Source organism: Fictibacillus iocasae (assembly GCF_042665465.1).
GTDB lineage: Bacteria > Bacillota > Bacilli > Bacillales > Fictibacillaceae > Fictibacillus > Fictibacillus iocasae.
Genome location: NZ_JBHTCP010000015.1, coordinates 50,039 through 67,880 on the forward strand (window position 1 = coordinate 50,039; position 17,842 = coordinate 67,880).

The window sequence follows — 17,842 nt, forward strand, 5'->3', positions numbered from 1 at the left end:
GCCTCTTTACTTTTTCTTTACTTCCACCGGCACAAGAACTGGCGATATGCCGTACTTGCCATGCCCCGCTTGGATTTGCGGTACATTGTCGCCGTCTGTGTTTTGTGTTTTATCGCCTTTTTTGTAAAAATCGCCTGTATCCCAGAACTCACTCGTCTGCATGCCTTCTTCAAGGGTCGGTCCGTCGATTACCGTATCAAAAAAGTCGGTATAGCGGCTCACGATCGTTTCCTTGTCGAGTGACTTCACCGCATCGTCGCCGCTCGCATTGCTCAAGTTGTTTAGCGCCACACGGTAAACAGCCGCAACCGCACCTGCCGTCTCCGGATCGTATTTCATCTCGCCTTTTGCAGTTTCGTACGCGTTTGCTTTTTTGTCCCACAGCTTTTCGTCCATCGCTGCATACAGCTTACGAGCTGCATCACGATACTTTTCATCTCCTGTCGCCAGGAACGCTGCATTCAAGCCGCGAATCGCGCCAAGCTGCGCCTTCAATGTCTCACTGCCTTCTTTCCCTTTGCCGATCGTATAGCTTTCAGACACCAAGCCTGATTCGTTCGTCATCTCAGTCATTATAAAATCAGCTTGCTTGCGAATCAGCTCAAGCGCCCGCTTGCCTTCCTCTGTTTCCAATCCTTTTGCAGCCTCGCCGCTCGCATAGCCGACAGGAAGTCCGTCGATCGCGCGCTGGAAAATGCGGAGTGACTCAATCGTATAGCCCGCTTCAAACACATCCACTTTATTGCCTTGCGTCACGCCGTCATGCTCGGTTACAAACGTGCCTTTATTGTTGTTAAAATGCATCGCGTCCAAGTTTTTGAAGATATGTAGCATCACATCGCGGTTAGCAGAGAACGCATCATCTGACAGCACGTCGTTTTTCGGGTCGCTGTCTGTGTTCTCTTTTGGCGCCGCTGCAAACGGCTCGCCGTCAAACAAGGCACGGAACGATGGCGGCGTGTTTTTATTGTCCGCACGCTGATCGGTCATACCGAAAAACTCAGCACTCGGCCATAGCATCATCCACTGGTCGTTCAGCACACTGCGCTTGTCCGTCACGTTCAGCGACTCCGCGTTCGGCGCGGCCTCGTTTCCGCCTTCCGTCACTTCAGTCGCGTGCGGCAGATAAACGAGTCCTTTCGCAGGATCATACTCACTGCCAAGCCCCGCTTTTCCAAGCTGTTCTTTAGCAGATTGATAGAATAATGATTGATGAATATAATTGATTTTGTTCCAGATTTCTTCTGTTAAAATCACGCCCTGCATGCCGTCCGCCGAGCTTACACCGAGCCGGATATTCTTGTCAGCATCGTCTTTCATCGTCTCACCGGCAAGCTCCTCGTCTTTATCGACGGTATGGAAGCCGCCCATAAAATCACCCGCCCAAAGCGCCTGCTTGAGGAACGTACCGCCGTATGCCGCTGGCGACAGTACCTTTTCCATACGGCTGCGATCCCAGCGAAGAGATTCAAAGTTTACTTGATATTCCGGCACATACGCACCGTCCTCACCAGGCGCGTACTCACCTGTCGCTACTTTTTGCGCATAATGCGGATCACCCGATGCATACTCGATCATCGTCGGATACATGTTCGAGAAAATTTCCTCTTGCGGGTACCCTACTGAATCCGCCAGCTTATAACAACGCTCGCCGAGCACTTCTTCTGGCTTCTTATTTTCCTTTTGCGCCATTTTTTGAATAACCGGACCGTTCATGAGGTGAAGACCAAGACCGGATTTCTCCACAACCTCATACATCGCCTCTTCTGAATACTCATACGCCTCAATCCCAGCCGTATAATCAAATTTCGCCGGCTGATCCACCTTCTTCGGATCAAGGATGTCAAGGTCTAACCCCAGCCCCTCAACAAGCGGCTCACCTGAGAGCTCAAACTCCGCATACGCAAACATATTGCCAGCCGTATCAAACGTATAGTCCGTCGGTTTCACCGAGACCGGTGAGGCTGTTTCTTTATTGTCCTTGCTGTTTCCGCCGGTATTTTCAGAGCACCCTGCAAGAAACAAGCTCATCGCAAGTGCCGCCGTAGCCATCGTGTTAAACGGTTTCATTTTCATCTATTTACGCTCCCTGTCATTGCAGTGATAATAATTCTCAATCTCAACAAGAATCATTATACAGATTGTCCTCCGCTCTAACAATCACTTATGTGTAATTACATAGAATTGACAATCCAAAGAAAAGGTCTGGGGTCCGTTGAAGGTCGGTGAAGGTCGGGGTCCGGTACTTTTTACATAAATTGCTGGAATAGCACTGTTTTCTGCAAGGGGTACCGGACCCCATATCCTGAAAAGTGAATTGTTGTAAGATTACGGCAATTTGTTGTGACATTTTGATTAGTTGTTGTGAAAAATCCAAATTTTGCTCTAACAAACTCAAGATTTGTTGTAACAAATTGAAAAAGTGGTGTGATGGTTCATATTTTCATGATTTTGAACAAGATAAAACGCTTATTTAATACACCCATATCACTTTAAATGATAAAGAATCCGAACTCTGTATAGAAAACTTGGCTGATGCCAATCCTTAATTGCATTAATACGTATTTTTTCAACTTTTAACGGCGTCGAATTCCTCCTTTGTGTTAAAAAGTTATGCTTTCATAACGTGCAAAAAAGGCGCCCTAATAACCACAGGACACCTTCATTCACTCATCTCATCGATTCAATATTGTAAAGTTACGCCACTCATCGGGAAGCAGCGCTCGGTACTGCGGCGTTATATACCGATCATCAATTAACAAAATAACGCCGGTATCCTCCTCGGACCGGATCAGACGGCCGCCTGCCTGCAGCACTTTATTCATGCCAGGATACACGTACGCATAATCGTAGCCGTTGCGGCCGCTGCGATTAAAGTACTCTCTAATAATATTCCGCTCGAGCCCAAGCTGCGGCAGCCCGACGCCCACGACCGCGACCCCGTTCAAACGGTCGCCTTTTAAATCGACGCCTTCTGAAAAGATGCCGCCCATCACGGCAAACCCGATGAACGTCCCGTCCTGATCGGCGCGAAACGCACGCAGAAACGATTCGCGCTCGTCCTCCGACATGCCAGGCTGCTGCACCATCGTCTCCGCCGCCTCATCGCGTGCCGAAAACGCCTCGTACACCTCGTTCATGTACGCATAGGAAGGAAAGAACACCAAAAAGTTGCCAGGCCGTCCCGTGAGCACCTCGGCAAGCGCCCGGGCTATGGGCTCGTACGACCGCTCCCTGTCGCGGTAGCGCGTCGATAAAGGCTGCACATACACATCCCAATTTTCTTTCGGAAAAGGAGACGATATCTTAAACACATAATCATCTGGCGCGCTGCCGAGCATCTCACGGAAATACCCTAAAGGCGACAATGTCGCTGAAAAATACACACGCGACCGGTACCGTTTGCCGGTCTCACTCACAACGTGCGACGGATCAAGGCAATATAGCTTCACTCTCACCTCGCTGCCATAGCTCTCCGTCATCGTCACAAACCGTTCATCATACAGCGACGAAATTCGATTAAAGCTGTTCGCCGCGAAATACGCTTGCAGCAGCAACTCACTATCTGAGCCAGACGCGAGCACACGCTCACTTTGCACACAAAACGCTTCGAGCAGCGACACCAGCTCCTCTGGCAGTTCAGCCTCAACACGTTCCCGCTCCGGCTCCATGCTTTTTCGCACCGACAGCAAATAATCGTTCACCGCAGACACCGTCTCCAGAACACCCTTATCACGCCCTTTAAATTCCCGCTTCAGCTGCAAAAATAAACTCTTCTCCACCTCAGCTGAAAACATCGAACGCGCCCGGTCGACGAGATTGTGCGCCTCGTCCACAAGTATCGCCGTTTTTTTCTTCTGCTCCTCAAAAAGCCGTTTCAATGACACTTTCGGATCAAATACATAATTGTAATCGCAAATGACCGCGTCAGACGCATACGCCAAATCAATTGAAAACTCGAACGGACATACGCGGTGCTTCAACGAATACCGCTGAATCACCTCGCGCGTCATGACCGTTTCATTGCTTAATATATCGAGCATTGCGCCGTTAATTCGGTCAAAATGGCCATCTGCAAACTCGCAATAATCAGGCTGACAGCGCGTTTCTTCTTTTAAACACGCTTTGTCCTTGGCGGTGATCGTCACGGTATGCAGATGAAGTCCGCGCGATTGCATGTGGTGAAACGCCTCTTCGGCCGCTGTCCGAGTGATCGTTTTCGCCGTTAAATAAAAAAAGCGCTGTAAATGCCCTTCACCGATCGCCTTTACCGCCGGAAACGTCGTACTGATGGTCTTGCCTGTTCCGGTCGGCGCGTTTGCAAACAGCGTCCGCCCGTCTGCGATCGACTTGTACACCGCGCCAGCCAGTTTTCGCTGTCCATTGCGGTAACGGTCAAACGGAAACGGCAACTCACGAATGCTTTCGTTCCGCTTCGCCTCGTGCTCCGCCAGCATACGCGCGTACGGAACAAAAGCCGCTGCCGCAGCAAAAACCGCTGTCTCCAGCTCAGCAAACGAAAATGTCCGTACAAACCGCTTCTTCTCCTCACTCACCACATGCACATACGTCAGCTGAACGTTCATATCGCACAGTTCGTGATCAAGCGAGTACATGTACGCATAGCATTTCGCCTGTGCCCAGTGAACAGGATGCGAATCTTCCTCCACAACACCCAGATCTCTTGCCGTTGATTTGATCTCATCCACCGTAACCGCACCGGCATCATCATACAGCAGTCCATCCGCCCGGCCATCAATATAAAAGGTGATACCGCCCTGCACAACCTCGCACTTCAAATACACCTCGCGCTCATCGTTCTTACCATAAGTCTTCTGTATTTTCTGATGCGCTTTCGTTCCGTCCGTCAGGCTCGCAGATGACATGAAGCCAGACGTGATGCTGCCGCTTCGGTACATGTACTCAACAAGCGACCTGACCGATATCTTAACACCTTCACTCATCCGCGTTCCCCCTTCCAATAGATACAGTGTAACAAAAAACAGCTCCCACTTCCCGAACCGTCCCATCTCCCTGTAAAATAAAGACATACATAAACCAATTGGGGGTCCGGTACTCATGATCAAAATGCGCACATTAACGGAACAAGACTTTGACGAAGCCATCAAGCTTTCTGAATATGCGTTTCAATATAAAGTTTCTAATGAGGATTATGAGAGGCGCATCAATATGCTGAAGTCGCATGAAATTTGGGGCGAGTACGAGGACGAGGCACTCATTTCCAAGCTGCACATCCTTCATATGCAAATTAACATCGGAAACAAGCTGTTTGAGATTGGCGGAGTGGCAGGTGTGGCGACTTATCCGGAACACCGCCGCAAGGGCTCTGTTTCACGCCTTTTGAGACAATCACTGCTTTCTATGAAAGAACGCGGCCAGACCATCAGCCTCCTTCATCCATTCGACATTGCCTTTTACCGCCGTTTCGGGTGGGAACTGACCGCATCGGTAAAAAAATACACGCTCGAAAAGAAAGACCTGTTCCGTTACCCAGATGGACCGGGACGGATCATGCGGTTTGGAAAAGACGAAGGCAACGACGTCCTAAACACGATATATGAGCAATGGTTCGAAAAATACAATCATATGCTCGTGCGCCGCAACGACACGTGGTGGAACCATCATGTGTTCACGGACGGCTACAACCGCGTCGTTTATTTTAACGAAAACAATGAAGCCGAGGGCTACCTTTGCTGCAAAGCCGCTGACAAGCTGCTCGACGTTCAGGAAATGGTGTACGTTACGGAAGCGGCTCGCCGAGCACTCTGGAACTTTATCGCCCAGCACGACTCGATGGTCGATAAGGTGAAGATCATCGCGCCAAATGACGACCAGCTGCCTTTCCTGCTGCAGAACCCGCGCATCACACAGGAAACACACCCGTATTTCATGGCACGTATCGTAGATGTTGAGGCGTTTCTGAAACAGTATGAATTTGAAAACATCACACGGCCCATCACCATTGCTGTCACTGACAAGCAGTGTTCATGGAACAACGCCGCATTCCAGATCGGCCCGGGCGGTGTTACACCAGGCGACAGCAGCACAGGTTTGACGATGGATGTCGGCACTTTGACTGCGGTTTTGCTGAACGCGGTACCTGCAGCCGTTCTTTACGAGACCGGACAAATCACTGGACCCCGCGAAGACCTTAACGCCCTGGTATCGGCCGCTACGAAAAAGCCGGTGTGCTTTATTGATTTCTTTTAAAAAGGAGAAAAAACGAACATGAACATCTATCGATTTGATTCTGCTTCAGGCAAACGTATTTCTAAGTTTGATTCCAATTTCATTATGTCCCGCATCGCAAAGACCGGTGTCAATGCCCATATCGGTTGCATGCATTTAGATGCTGGAGGGATTGTCGGATACCATGAGGCTGTTATACCTCAGCTCCTAGTTGTCGTGGGCGGTGAAGGTGTTGTGCGTACGGAAAATGAAGAAAAAACGGTAAAAGCTGGAGATGCGGTGTTTTGGCAAAAAGGTGAAGGCCACGAAACTCGAACAGATTCGGGGCTGACCGCAATCGTGATCGAGAGCGAAGATCTTTCACCCCTTATGCCAGAAAAATAAAAACGGTGATAGCCCCTTTTCAGTATTTATGAAAAGGGGTTTGTTAATTTCACGCAAAAGCAGCGTTATTCAAGCACGACAGCTTCCCGATGTGCTCCATTCTCCTCAAATATTAGGCAAATTCATCAGACCACCACAATTTCCAGTGAAAGCGCTATTGATGTTCTCTATAAAATTGACTATCATGAATAAGTCAGAGGTCTGACATCTTCACGTTCACAGACAAAAAGGAGGTTGTCCTGCCCGCTACACTCGGCAGGTTCACATATGGGAGCTATCGGATTATTTTTATCAGGCGCCGCGCTTTTCATTAACAGCATGATGCTTTCCGGCAAAGCAGATGCCCGCAGCGCAGCGATTTTTAACTTGTTTGTCGGCGCATTCCAGATCGCCGCGCCATTTTATCTTGTCATCACATCGGACGGCTCGAGCTGGGCCACGTTCAACAACGGAGCCATTTTCCTGTTCGGCCTCACGTACCTTTACTTAGGCGTCACGATATTGAAAGATCTGGACACAACAGGACTCGGCTGGTACTCACTATGGGTCGCGATCGTGGCACTCGTCTATGCAGCGGTATACTTCGTCCAGCAAAACGACATCGTCAACACACTGATCTGGGTCATGTGGGCGTATCTATGGTTTCTGTTCTACCTGTTATCCGCCGTTAAAAAGCCGATTGATGCGTATATCGGCAAAATCGCGTTCGTACAATCTTGGACAACGTTAACCGTGCCCGCGATGCTCATGATGCTCGGCGTCTGGAGCACACCAGCCGTTCAGCAGATCTGGCTGTTCGTTTCACTCGCATCGATCCTGTACTTCGTTATCGTCACGGCGCGTTATGTGAGCACGATGAAAAAAGAGATGAAAACACAGACTGCATAGAAAAAAGGAAGGCCCGCCGCTGCGGTGTCCTTCCTTTTTGTTATCTTCTTAAATGAGCACTTGCCCGAAAAAACTTATTTCTTGCCCGCAAATTTTGAATCTCGCCTGAAAGCGATCATATTTCGCCCGCAGAATGTAAATTTCGCCCGAAAATTTAATTTGAACTTCTTTGTAACCCCGCCAAATACCGATCCAATATGAACTGCAAGCTTTGATCCAGATCAAGATCCAGCCCGAATCCTCCGCTCTGTTCAATCGAGACAAAACCGTGCAACAAGCTGCGCAATCCTCGGACGGCATGAAGTGCGTCTTGCTCACTCAATCCATACGGCTGCAGCAGTTTCAGCGACAGCTCCACAATTTTTCTTCCCGCTGCTACCTGTTCTTTGTCGTTATGGTCTACTGCCTTACATCCTGCCTCATATAACCCCTGATGAGATCGAACAAAATTCACATAAGACGCGCCGACACGACGGATCGCAGCATCACCAATTTCACCTTTTGACGCTTCTTCCATAACTGCAAACAATCTCTCTAGACCAAAAACCGCAAGCTTCTGCTTTAACGCGGGAAGCCCTGCCACATGGTTGTACAGCGATGGCGGACGGATGTTAAGCTTTTTCGCCAAAACCGCTAATGTTAACGAGCCAAATCCTTCGCTGTCCACGATTTCCGCCGCTTCGTTCAGTACCTTATCAAAATCCAAGCCAATTCTAGGTGACATCACTTTCTCTCCTTTGCATCAAACCTTTGCTGCTGCCGCTTCCTCAGCCGCAATCGCAGTACGGATGTATGCTACAGGCTTTTTTAACATCTCGCCATGCCCGATTGCCAGAACGGACGGCTGAAAAGAAAGCAGCTTTTCCGCACTCACTAGGGCCGTTTTTTTATCCCATGTGCCGAATGCGGGAAACGGAAACCCAACACGCACCTGCCCGGCAATCGCGAACCCTGCTCTCGTCTGGAACGCATCTCCTGCGATGAGGATGTGGTTTCGGCTATCTAGAAAAGACATCGAACCCGGTGTGTGCCCAGGTGATGAGATCGCTAGCATTGAGCCGACACGGTCTCCGTCCTCAAGCAGCACATCTGGCCTTGTGACCATTTTTTTCGGCACACCGCCTTTGATCGGCGTCTGCGCCTCATGACTGTCGAGCGACCGGTCGCCTTCCAATATGCGCGCATCTCTCCTTGAAATGAAAACCACCGCCTCCGGAAAATCTGCTTTCACACGGTCAAGCGCACCCACATGATCTACGTGTGCATGTGTCAAAACGATGCGAGTGATCGGCTTCCCGATTGCTTGCGCTGCTTTCAATATCCCCTTAGCGCTGAACGACATCGCTGCGTCCACTAGTGTGAGCTCGTTCTCTTCTTCAACTAAATAACAGTTCACAGGAAATATGCGGGGCAAAGACGTGAGCTGATAAACGGTCTGCTCCTTCACAATCCTCATATAAACAAACCCCTTCCTCAAAAACTAATGATGTTAGTTTTATTTTATACTAATACCATTAGTTTTGTGCAAAGAATCGTTCGACAAAAAAAGAGAAAGCCCTATCAGCTCTCTCCCTGCAGCATTCTTTTCAGTTCATCCAGTTCTAGCATTCTCAACTCCCGCCAATCTCCCGTCTCCAAGCCATCAAGGTTCAAATTAATGAGCCTCACTCGCTTCAATCTCGTCACCTCATAACCCAATGTTTTGCACATCCGCCGGATCTGGCGGTTCAAACCTTGTGTGAGGACGATGCGGAACACGAACGGGCTCACCTGCCACGCGCGGCACGGCAGCGTCCGAACTCCGCCTAGAATCTCAACACCACTAGCCATCTTCTCTAAAAACAGCTGTGTCACCGGCTGATCCACCGTGACCTCGTACTCTTTTTCATGGCCGAACTCTGACTTCATGATACTGTTCACGATGCTGCCGTCATTCGTCAGCAGCATCAGTCCTTCCGAATCTTTATCGAGTCGCCCGACAGGAAAAATGCGCTCTGGGTAGCCTAAAAAATCGATGATATTTCCTTCAACCGCCGGCTGGGCAGTCGTCGTGATGCCGCGCGGTTTGTTCAGCACAATATAAACACGGCGAACTTCCTGCTGCCGCTCTACAATCTCACCGTCCACACTCACCGCGTCACGCTCACCAACCACCGTATCCTTATGGCACACCTCGCCGTTCACCGTAACGCGACCAGCCGCGATCAGCCGGTCTGTTTCACGGCGCGAGTACTGCCCCGTTTCGCTCATGTATTTTTGAATACGCATAATAACTTAGGGACGCAGCAAAATCTTGCCCGTGCTTTTTCGGCTTTCTAAAAGCTCGTGCGCCTTGCTTCCTTCGCTTAACGCAAACACCGTCGGCTCTGCTACCTTCAGCTGTCCTTCTGCAATCCAGCCGAACAGCTCAGCAGAACGCTTCACCCGCTCTTCGCGGTTTGTCAGCACGTTCCACAAATCCCCGCCAGTCAGCGTTTTGGACGTGTCCATCAACATGCGCGGATCGACCGGCACCGGATCTCCGCCCGCCATGCCATAAAACACGACCGTTCCGCCGATTCTTGTTGCTTCAAAGCTCTGCATCAGCGTCGATCCGACCGATTCGTACACCACATCAACGCCTCTGCCCTCTGTCGCATCCAGCACCTTTTGTTTCCAGTCACCGTTGTACAAATACACGACATCCGCTCCGGCTTCCCTCGCCGCCGCAGCTTTTTCGTCAGACGACGTAAGACCGATCACACGTCCGCCTAAAAGCTTTGCCATCTGAACGAGCAGCTGGCCGACTCCGCCTGCCGCCGCGTGCACGAGCACCGTCGTGCCCAGTTTAACCGGATAGCTGTCGCGCGTTAAATAATGCGCCGTCAACCCTTGCAAAAAGATAGAAGAAGCCGTCTCAAACGAAATATCATCCGGCAGCGGAATCACTTTTTCAAACGGTACTGCCACAAGCTCGGCGTTCGCGAACGGCACGTCGGCAAACCCGATGCGGTCTCCCGGCCGAATGCCTTTCACATTTTCGCCTACCTGCTCGACAACACCTGCACCCTCATAACCCGGAATATACGGCGGTTTCCCAGCCAGATGATAATTGCCTTTACGGCGGTACACATCGGCAAAGTTCAAGCCGATCGCCTTCATGCGCACAAGAACCTCGTCACTTTTGATCACCGGTTCAGGCAAATCCTCATATTTCAAAACCTCTGGCCCGCCAAATGTATGAAAAACCAATGCTTTCATGATTATCCCTGCTTTCGTATGTACCTACATTAATAGTATGAACCCTAACTTCACCCTTCATTTTAGAAACTGAGGCGATTGCCGTCAATTTTGAGCTTTCTTTACAAATGAGTAAAACAATAATTTCTGAGAAATACAATGCGCGCGGTTTGAAACGAGTTTTGAGCTGTTGCGCGCCAGTACAAGCATGATTCAAGCTGGTTTTCAAATCTTTCACTCCCCATGAACTTTGAGCTTGAACATAATCAAGTCACATCTCTACCCCAAACCTCTTTCGCGCCAATTTTTTTATTTGCACGCCATATATTAAAATTTCGCGCGGCCCCACCTACTATGCGCGCCGGTTGACTCGCCATTCGCGCCGTTCGGCTGTTACGCGCCATTTCCATTAATTTGCTAGCGGGTTTCTTTACGCTTCCTAAACTTGCAAGCCACTTTATACAGTTTTCGCGCCAGCCTTCAAGCACAGTTAGCTTGCCGTAAAAAATAAGCCTGAGGACAAATGCCTCAGGCTTACAATTATGTTGTCACCAGTTCACGCTCTTTCTTTTCTTCGTGCACGCCTTCTGGTCCCGTTTTCTTGGCGAACACATACTTCGCGCCACCGACACTTAAAGCAACGACCAAACCAATCGAGCAGGCAACCAGGCCGACGTAAAATCCGTTATGTAGCGCAGATTCCACCGCATCCCGCAAGAACGACGCCACTTCTGGCGGCAGTTTGATCTCATCCTGCATCAAAATTTCCGGTTTCGCCATCTTTTCCACCTGTCCGGCAGGCATGCCGGATGTGGCCATGAACTCGTTCATCTTGTCTTTTAAATGGCTGTTCACGATCGTGGCCGTGATCGCCGCGCCCATAACTCCGCCGATGCTGCGCCAAAATCCGACGACCGATGAAGCGATTCCGATATAACGAGCGTCGACCGACTGTGCGACCGCGTTTTGCGATACGCTCATGAGCGGACCGAGCACGATAAGTCCGAGTGCAACCATAATCATCGTGACCGCCCATTGATCGGTTTTATGTGTAATCGTACCGAGCAAATACGCCACGACGATCCCTGTCCCCATCGACACCGCCATGATCGTGCGGAACCTGATTTTCGTGCAAAGAAAACCACCTAGAATGGCCCCGACCATGATCGGGAACATCATCGGTGTCAGCACGCTGTTGGAGTTCTCGTTTCCGATGACCGCAACAGACAATATCGGCAAGTACGTGATTGCCGAGAACATGATCGCCCCTTGGCAGAAGACGACAACACTCGTGCCGAGCACCATTCTGTCTTTAAAGATGGACAGTGGCAGAACAGGCTCTTCCGCACGAAGCTCCACCCACACGAACAGAGCGATTGAAATGGCCGCGCCAGCGAACAATCCGATAATTGGAACCGAATTCCAATCATAATCCTTGCCACCCCACTCTAGTCCGAGCAGCAGCATAACTGTTGATGAGATCAACAGCAGTGTCCCCATATAATCCACTTTCGGCTTTTTGTCCGATTTGGATTCCTTCAGCGCGAAGAAGAGCGTAATCATCGACAATATCCCGAACGGCAAATTCACATAGAAACACCAGCGCCAGCCGAGCCACGACGCTTCACTGATCCACGTGCCAATTTGCGGTCCGAGGACAGATGAGATGCCAAATATGCCTGCGAACACGCCAGACATTTTCGCTGCCTGCTTCGGACTGGTCGATACGGAATAAATAATCGTGAACGAAATCGGGAAAATGGCACCCGAACCGATGCCTTGAATGACGCGGTAAAAAATCAGCTGATCGATCGTTTCCGCCATGCCGCATAGCGCTGATCCGAGAAGAAACAGCCCGATGCCAATCATGTAGAACTTTTTCCGTCCGAAAAGGTCGCTCATCTTGCCGAATACGAGCATCGTGCTCGTCGCCGCCAGCATATACGCCGTAAAGATCCAGCTCATCTTTTCAAACCCGCCGATATCCTTGATGACTTCATTAATGCTCGCCGACACGATTGTGTTATCGAGCGATGACATGAACAGCCCAAGAGCCATCGCGAGCACCACATACTTCATCCGTTTATCCTGCATATGCGTCCCTTCTTTCCTAGTAAGCTACAACCAGAATACACCCCGTGCAAACATAAATAAACGAACTATGAAATAATTTTCGGTTTCACTTTATACCCTAAGCACACATAGCTTTCCCTCTTTTCATTCAAGTGCCAAACGCTGTACTCTTCTCAACTCTCCAGCCTCCATTTCCTTTTCAACGTATAAAGCGCACTATTGCACCACTTCTCCTTGTCTGTTAATATTGGTTGAAAATTAAGACAAATCCTCCTATGGAGACTAAAATTTCATGAAAAAATATTATGCGTATCTCGTTCTCGCCAACTTGTTTTGGGCCGGGAACTATGTGTTTGCCAAAAGCGTGGTGATCGAGCTGTCCCCCGTTCAGCTGACGTTTCTGCGCTGGCTGATCGCGGTCTTCCTGCTGTTTCCCGCCGCTCATTTTGTTGAAAAGCCGAACTGGCGGCTCGTCTGGCGTGAATGGAAAACACTGCTCGTTATGTCGCTTCTCGGCATTATCGGCTACAACACGATTCTTTACGAGGCGCTGCAGCACACCTCCTCCATGAACGCCGCACTCGTCAATTCGCTAAATCCGGCACTACTTGTTCTTTTTTCTTTTTTGTTGTTAAAAGAAAGAATCTCCAAAGCAAATATAGTGGGTCTGCTGATCTCCCTCGCTGGCGTTTTATTCGTGCTGACTGACGGCCATTTGCTGCGTGTTTTTAGCATTGATTACAACAAAGGCGACTTGTTCATGCTGCTCGCCATTTTAGTGTGGACGATGTATTCCATTATCGGACGGCGGTTAAGAGGCACTCCACCGATCGCTGCAACAGCAGTCTCCGTCGCGCTCGGGCTATGTACCCTGCTCCCCTTCTTCTTGGTGGACGGAGTGCCTCAAGAACTGAGCGGACAAGCGGCGGCTGGCTTGATGTATATCGCACTTTTCCCTTCTGTCGGTTCCTACCTTTTATGGAATACGGCGATTCGCCGGACAGGTCCTGGCCGGGCCGGCATCTACCTGAACCTGATCACGGTCTTTACGGCGGTCTTGAGCATCATGCTCGGTAAAAGCATCACAGCTGTCCAAGTACTCGGCGGCGTTCTCGTGTTTGCCGGTGTTTATTTAGCGAGCCGGAAAAACAAATCCAGCCCTGCCACATCGAAAAAAGTGTTTACTAGTTAAGTTGAAAGGAAGAGAAACATGAAGTTTATTCTTTTATTCGGACCACAGGCGTCAGGCAAAATGACGGTCGGACATGAGCTCGAAAAAATCACACCGCTCAAGCTTTTTCACAACCATATGACGATTGACCTCATCACTCCATTTTTTGATCACGGGACGCCATCATTTAACCGTCTCGTCAAATTGTTTCGGCAGGAAATGTTTGAAGAAGCGGCGAAAAGCGAGATGTACGGCCTCATTTTCACCTATGTGTGGGCATTTAATGAGCCTAGCGACTGGGATTTCGTGAACCGTACTGTCGCTCAGTTCGAAAAACATGGTGCAGAGGTTTATTTTGTAGAGCTAGAGACCGAGCTGAACACTAGGCTTGTACGCAACAGGACAGAGCACCGATTGCAGCATAAGCCGACTAAGCGGGACGTGGCGTGGTCCGATAAAGAATTGAAAACATCGGCTGATATGTACCGTTTAAATTCAAACGAAGGCGAAATTACACGACACAACTATATGAAAATCAACAATACAAAGCTTGCAGCCGAAGAAACCGCACAGCTCATCAAAACCAAATTCCAGTTATAATGGTAAAGGACAGAATACATATTCAATAGGAGATGAAAACATGAAGAACGAACTGATTGAACGCCTAACTTCTTATGTGAAAATCGATACGCAGTCAAACTATGAAAACGAATCGTGCCCGTCCACACCAGGACAGCTGGAGCTGGCGAACGAGCTGGTCGGCGAGCTGAAGTTTATCGGGATGGAAGAAGTCTCGATTGATGAATTCGGCTATGTGATGGCGACGCTGCCTTCGAATACAGACAAAGACGTGCCCGTGATCGGCTTTCTGGCGCATGTGGATACGGCGACCGATTTTACCGGAACAAACGTGAACCCTCAGCTGCATGAAAATTATGACGGCGGTGAAATTGTTCTGAACGAAGAGCAAGACATCGTGCTCTCACCAAGCATGTTCCCGAATCTCAAAAACTATGTCGGCCACACGCTGATCACGACAGACGGCACGACACTTTTAGGCGCTGACAACAAAGCGGGGATCGCTGAGATCATGACAGCAATGGCTTATCTGATCGCAAACCCTGACATCAAGCATGGCGAGATCCGTGTCGCGTTCACGCCCGATGAAGAGATCGGCCGCGGACCACACAAGTTCGATGTCGAAGCGTTCCGCGCAAAATACGCGTACACGATGGACGGCGGACCGCTCGGTGAGCTGCAGTACGAAAGCTTTAACGCTGCTTACGCGAAAATTTCGTTTAAAGGGAGCAACGTGCACCCGGGTTCGGCAAAGGACAAGATGGTGAACTCCGCTAAAATCGCGATGGCGTTCAACAGCCAGCTTCCAGCCGACGAAGCACCTGAGCATACGGAGAATTATGAAGGATTTTTCCACCTGACAGAAATCAACGGCGATGTCGAGAACACCACGCTGCAATACATCATCCGTGACCATGACCGCGACCAGTTCGAAGCCCGCAAGGCACTCGTTCAGGAAATCGTTGCGGAATTTCAGGAAAAGTACGGCAAAAAGAGCGTAACGCTTCAAATGGAAGATCAGTACTACAACATGAGAGAGAAGATTGAACCGGTAAAGGAGATTGTGGAAATCGCATCCGATGCGATGAAAAAGTTTAATATCGAGCCAATCATCGAGCCGATTCGCGGCGGCACTGACGGATCGCAGCTATCGTACATGGGTCTTCCAACGCCAAATATCTTCACAGGCGGCGAGAACTACCACGGCAAATACGAGTTCGTTTCCGTCGACAACATGGAAAAAGCCGTCAACGTGATGATTGAGATCATTAAGCTTTACGAAGAGAGAGCCTAACACTAGTCGGGGTCCGGTACCAGCAGCCAAAACACCGCGCTGTCGCGGGGATTTGACTGATGTGGTACCGGACCCCAATTGTTTTTTTGATAGGCTGGAAAATGCGCGCCGTTCAAACGTTTTTTCAAGAGGTTTCACGCCATTTTCGTGAGGATGCGAGCGGATTTAATGAACATTCAAGCCGTTCCCTATCCTAGCACCTTCCCGGAGTAATGCCATTAATCTTTATTTTGTTTTGCGCACCAATTTTTATGAAATGCGCGCCATATTAAATGAAATTCACTCCGGTTCCAATACTTTGCGCGCCGTTCAACCGGTTTTTCGCGCCGTAAAGAGATTGCACGCCGTTTTCTTCAGAATGCGCGCGGCTTGAACAGCGTTCTGGAGGCTTGTGCTCCGTTTTCCACTCCTTGCGCGCCATTCATAGTGCCCGCTCAACATCTAAAACAAATAACCCTTAACAGCCAGCTTCTTATAGCTAGACTATCAAGAGCTACCTCCATTTATTTTAACCGCAATAGTATTCAGTTTTAGTATTCAGTTTTAGAAATCAAGAAGAGCTCTAGAGCGGCTAATCTCCATTAGATGCATAAACATAATCTTGCACATTAAAGTCCGCTTAATGCAATCGGCACCAAAACTAGTAGAATAATAATAGCTATGATTATAAGCAGTATCTTGTCCAGTTTGCTCAAGTGTTTCCTCCAGATAATCTTTATTCGTTAATTATATCTTCTATATAAGGAAGTTCTCCTCGCTATACAAAAGCCCCCAAACCGCATCATTATGCCATTCAGGGGACTCTTTGCCTATTCTTCCTCGCCGCAGTTATCTCCGCTGCAATACTCTGTCTTGGACTGGTTGTTCATCATTTTGAAAGCCGGCTTCCCTTTTTCTTCCTCATACACTTGGTTCAGCACGTCCAGAAAATGGTCCGGATTTTGCGCGCCAGACACCGCATACTTGCGGTTGAACACGAAAAACGGAACACCTGTGATGTTCAATTCGCGTGCTTCCGCTTCATCGCGCTCGACTTCTGCTCGGTAAGAGCCATCCGACAGCATGAGTGCCGCTTCTTCCCCGTCCAATCCGGTTTCCTCCGCCAGACGGACAAGCACGTCATGATCGCCGACATCCACTCCGTCTGTGAAATACGCTTTTAACAGACGCTCCTTCATTTCCTTGCTCTTATCTTTAGCATCAGCAAAATGAATCAAGCGGTGAGCATCCCTTGTATTCGTCAGCACGGTTTTATCAAAATGAAACTCGAGACCGACTGCACTTGCCTGCAACGCAACGTTTTCGCTCGTCGCCTTCGCCTGCTCCAGACTCATGCCATATTTTTTCGCAAGCATTTCATACGTTTTCATGCTCGATCCTTTTGGCGCGTTCGGATCCAGCTCGAAGCTTTTAAACTCCACTTCCACTTCTTCACTTTGTCCAAACTGCTGCAGTGCTGTCTCGAATTTACGCTTTCCTATATAACAGAATGGACACGCAATATCTGACCATACTTCTACTTTCATCCCACAACAACTCCCCATATACAAAACTTTTATTACGGTTCAGTATATCGCCTTGGGATATTTATGGAAAGAAATTCGCTTGCGATCCTACTTCCAAACCGCATGAAGCACGGACAAAAGAATAAACATCACCACATGGTCACCTACTGCGATACTGTACGCTTTTTTCGGCATTAAGCCGAACAGCATGTTCTTCAGATAAGCAAGAGAAAGAAGCACACTAAGCATCACACCTATAGTTAGTCCTTCTGTCACTGTATCCGCTCCAGATGCTGCCATGATCACCGCGACGAGAAATGAAGTAGCAAAAGCCGTCACGGCCGACATGCCATATTTCAAAGCATCGCTGTACTCACTCATTCTAGCGCCGTTCAACACCGTCCACGTTTTGCCGAACACGACCGGTGAATAATAAAGGGCGCCAAACAGCATATATAATATGCCGCCAGCGATGACCGCAAAAACATTTAACTCTTGAAAATCAATCATGTTAACTCC

17 protein-coding genes are annotated in these 17,842 nt (G+C 49.2%); 6 read left to right on the forward strand and 11 right to left on the reverse strand.

Annotated features, from left to right (window positions below; all coding sequences use genetic code 11):
• Nucleotides 1-6 precede the first annotated feature (6 nt).
• Nucleotides 7-2,076: a hypothetical protein gene (locus tag ACFQPF_RS09395; protein WP_379748926.1), complete on the reverse strand. Its 2,070-nt coding sequence runs from the start codon at nt 2,074-2,076 to the stop codon at nt 7-9.
• 599 nt (nt 2,077-2,675) lie between these two features.
• Complete coding sequence (locus ACFQPF_RS09400; protein WP_379748928.1) at nt 2,676-4,964, reverse strand: ATP-dependent DNA helicase; 2,289 nt, start codon at nt 4,962-4,964, stop codon at nt 2,676-2,678.
• Between the two features lie 115 nt (nt 4,965-5,079).
• Here ACFQPF_RS09400 and ACFQPF_RS09405 point away from each other — a divergent pair, with 115 nt between their 5' ends.
• The 3 genes from ACFQPF_RS09405 (at nt 5,080) to ACFQPF_RS09415 (ending at nt 7,482) form a co-directional block, all read left to right on the forward strand.
• Nucleotides 5,080-6,231: a GNAT family N-acetyltransferase gene (locus ACFQPF_RS09405; RefSeq protein ID WP_379748930.1), complete on the forward strand. Its 1,152-nt coding sequence runs from the start codon at nt 5,080-5,082 to the stop codon at nt 6,229-6,231.
• Nucleotides 6,232-6,249: 18 nt separating this feature from the next.
• Entirely contained in the window at nt 6,250-6,594 is a 345-nt protein-coding gene (locus ACFQPF_RS09410) for a cupin domain-containing protein (RefSeq protein ID WP_379748932.1), read from the forward strand.
• A 267-nt stretch (nt 6,595-6,861) separates the two neighbouring features.
• The gene (locus ACFQPF_RS09415) at nt 6,862-7,482 is read left to right on the forward strand and encodes an AmiS/UreI family transporter (protein WP_379748934.1); all 621 of its coding nucleotides are present in this window, start codon (nt 6,862-6,864) and stop codon (nt 7,480-7,482) included.
• Nucleotides 7,483-7,636: 154 nt separating this feature from the next.
• Here the strand turns inward: ACFQPF_RS09415 and ACFQPF_RS09420 are convergent, their stop codons facing one another.
• From ACFQPF_RS09420 to ACFQPF_RS09445, 6 genes are all read right to left on the reverse strand, one after another.
• On the reverse strand, nt 7,637-8,206 hold the full coding sequence (locus ACFQPF_RS09420; protein ID WP_379748936.1) for a TetR/AcrR family transcriptional regulator: 570 nt from the start codon (nt 8,204-8,206) through the stop codon (nt 7,637-7,639).
• An 18-nt stretch (nt 8,207-8,224) separates the two neighbouring features.
• On the reverse strand, nt 8,225-8,938 hold the full coding sequence (locus ACFQPF_RS09425; protein ID WP_379748938.1) for an MBL fold metallo-hydrolase: 714 nt from the start codon (nt 8,936-8,938) through the stop codon (nt 8,225-8,227).
• 104 nt (nt 8,939-9,042) lie between these two features.
• Nucleotides 9,043-9,750: a pseudouridine synthase gene (locus tag ACFQPF_RS09430; protein WP_379748940.1), complete on the reverse strand. Its 708-nt coding sequence runs from the start codon at nt 9,748-9,750 to the stop codon at nt 9,043-9,045.
• A 6-nt stretch (nt 9,751-9,756) separates the two neighbouring features.
• Complete coding sequence (locus ACFQPF_RS09435; protein ID WP_379748942.1) at nt 9,757-10,722, reverse strand: quinone oxidoreductase family protein; 966 nt, start codon at nt 10,720-10,722, stop codon at nt 9,757-9,759.
• The gene (locus ACFQPF_RS09440) at nt 10,670-10,930 is read right to left on the reverse strand and encodes a hypothetical protein (RefSeq protein WP_379748944.1); all 261 of its coding nucleotides are present in this window, start codon (nt 10,928-10,930) and stop codon (nt 10,670-10,672) included. Before ACFQPF_RS09440 ends, ACFQPF_RS09435 begins: the two co-directional genes overlap by 53 nt.
• A 311-nt stretch (nt 10,931-11,241) precedes the next feature.
• Nucleotides 11,242-12,795 carry an MFS transporter gene (locus ACFQPF_RS09445; protein WP_379748946.1) on the reverse strand — a complete coding sequence of 518 codons (1,554 nt, stop codon included), beginning with the start codon at nt 12,793-12,795 and terminating at the stop codon, nt 11,242-11,244.
• A 271-nt stretch (nt 12,796-13,066) separates the two neighbouring features.
• On the opposite strand from ACFQPF_RS09445, the gene ACFQPF_RS09450 reads away from it, so the two are divergent.
• From ACFQPF_RS09450 to pepT, 3 genes are read left to right on the forward strand one after another with little or no spacing between them, the layout of a single operon-like run.
• Nucleotides 13,067-13,966, forward strand: coding sequence for a DMT family transporter (locus ACFQPF_RS09450; RefSeq protein WP_379748948.1), 900 nt, complete (start codon nt 13,067-13,069; stop codon nt 13,964-13,966).
• Between the two features lie 18 nt (nt 13,967-13,984).
• Nucleotides 13,985-14,545 (forward strand): AAA family ATPase, encoded by a 561-nt coding sequence (locus ACFQPF_RS09455; protein ID WP_379748950.1) that lies wholly within the window; start codon nt 13,985-13,987, stop codon nt 14,543-14,545.
• 40 nt (nt 14,546-14,585) lie between these two features.
• Complete coding sequence (gene pepT, locus ACFQPF_RS09460; RefSeq protein ID WP_379748953.1) at nt 14,586-15,818, forward strand: peptidase T; 1,233 nt, start codon at nt 14,586-14,588, stop codon at nt 15,816-15,818.
• A gap of 268 nt (nt 15,819-16,086) precedes the next feature.
• Here the strand turns inward: pepT and ACFQPF_RS09465 are convergent, their stop codons facing one another.
• The 3 genes from ACFQPF_RS09465 to ACFQPF_RS09475 form a co-directional block, all read right to left on the reverse strand.
• Entirely contained in the window at nt 16,087-16,239 is a 153-nt protein-coding gene (locus ACFQPF_RS09465; RefSeq protein ID WP_379748955.1) for a hypothetical protein, read from the reverse strand.
• A 388-nt stretch (nt 16,240-16,627) separates the two neighbouring features.
• Entirely contained in the window at nt 16,628-17,344 is a 717-nt protein-coding gene (locus tag ACFQPF_RS09470) for a DsbA family oxidoreductase (protein ID WP_379748957.1), read from the reverse strand.
• An 87-nt stretch (nt 17,345-17,431) separates the two neighbouring features.
• Nucleotides 17,432-17,833 carry a DUF1761 domain-containing protein gene (locus tag ACFQPF_RS09475; RefSeq protein WP_379748959.1) on the reverse strand — a complete coding sequence of 134 codons (402 nt, stop codon included), beginning with the start codon at nt 17,831-17,833 and terminating at the stop codon, nt 17,432-17,434.
• Nucleotides 17,834-17,842: the final 9 nt, after the last annotated feature.

Excerpts from the sequence above, each read along its gene's own strand:
- ACFQPF_RS09430 (WP_379748940.1), bottom strand. The coding sequence starts at position 9,750 with ATGCGTATTCAAAAATACATGAGCGAAACGGGGCAGTACTCGCGCCGT.
- ACFQPF_RS09450 (WP_379748948.1), top strand. The coding sequence starts at position 13,067 with ATGAAAAAATATTATGCGTATCTCGTTCTCGCCAACTTGTTTTGGGCC.
- ACFQPF_RS09415 (WP_379748934.1), top strand. The coding sequence starts at position 6,862 with ATGGGAGCTATCGGATTATTTTTATCAGGCGCCGCGCTTTTCATTAAC.
- pepT (WP_379748953.1), top strand. The coding sequence starts at position 14,586 with ATGAAGAACGAACTGATTGAACGCCTAACTTCTTATGTGAAAATCGAT.
- ACFQPF_RS09470 (WP_379748957.1), bottom strand. The coding sequence starts at position 17,344 with ATGAAAGTAGAAGTATGGTCAGATATTGCGTGTCCATTCTGTTATATA.
- ACFQPF_RS09475 (WP_379748959.1), bottom strand. The coding sequence starts at position 17,833 with ATGATTGATTTTCAAGAGTTAAATGTTTTTGCGGTCATCGCTGGCGGC.
- ACFQPF_RS09455 (WP_379748950.1), top strand. The coding sequence starts at position 13,985 with ATGAAGTTTATTCTTTTATTCGGACCACAGGCGTCAGGCAAAATGACG.
- ACFQPF_RS09435 (WP_379748942.1), bottom strand. The coding sequence starts at position 10,722 with ATGAAAGCATTGGTTTTTCATACATTTGGCGGGCCAGAGGTTTTGAAA.
- ACFQPF_RS09395 (WP_379748926.1), bottom strand. The coding sequence starts at position 2,076 with ATGAAAATGAAACCGTTTAACACGATGGCTACGGCGGCACTTGCGATG.
- ACFQPF_RS09420 (WP_379748936.1), bottom strand. The coding sequence starts at position 8,206 with ATGTCACCTAGAATTGGCTTGGATTTTGATAAGGTACTGAACGAAGCG.
- ACFQPF_RS09400 (WP_379748928.1), bottom strand. The coding sequence starts at position 4,964 with ATGAGTGAAGGTGTTAAGATATCGGTCAGGTCGCTTGTTGAGTACATG.
- ACFQPF_RS09410 (WP_379748932.1), top strand. The coding sequence starts at position 6,250 with ATGAACATCTATCGATTTGATTCTGCTTCAGGCAAACGTATTTCTAAG.
- ACFQPF_RS09425 (WP_379748938.1), bottom strand. The coding sequence starts at position 8,938 with ATGAGGATTGTGAAGGAGCAGACCGTTTATCAGCTCACGTCTTTGCCC.
- ACFQPF_RS09405 (WP_379748930.1), top strand. The coding sequence starts at position 5,080 with ATGATCAAAATGCGCACATTAACGGAACAAGACTTTGACGAAGCCATC.
- ACFQPF_RS09445 (WP_379748946.1), bottom strand. The coding sequence starts at position 12,795 with ATGCAGGATAAACGGATGAAGTATGTGGTGCTCGCGATGGCTCTTGGG.
- ACFQPF_RS09465 (WP_379748955.1), bottom strand. The coding sequence starts at position 16,239 with ATGGCGCGCAAGGAGTGGAAAACGGAGCACAAGCCTCCAGAACGCTGT.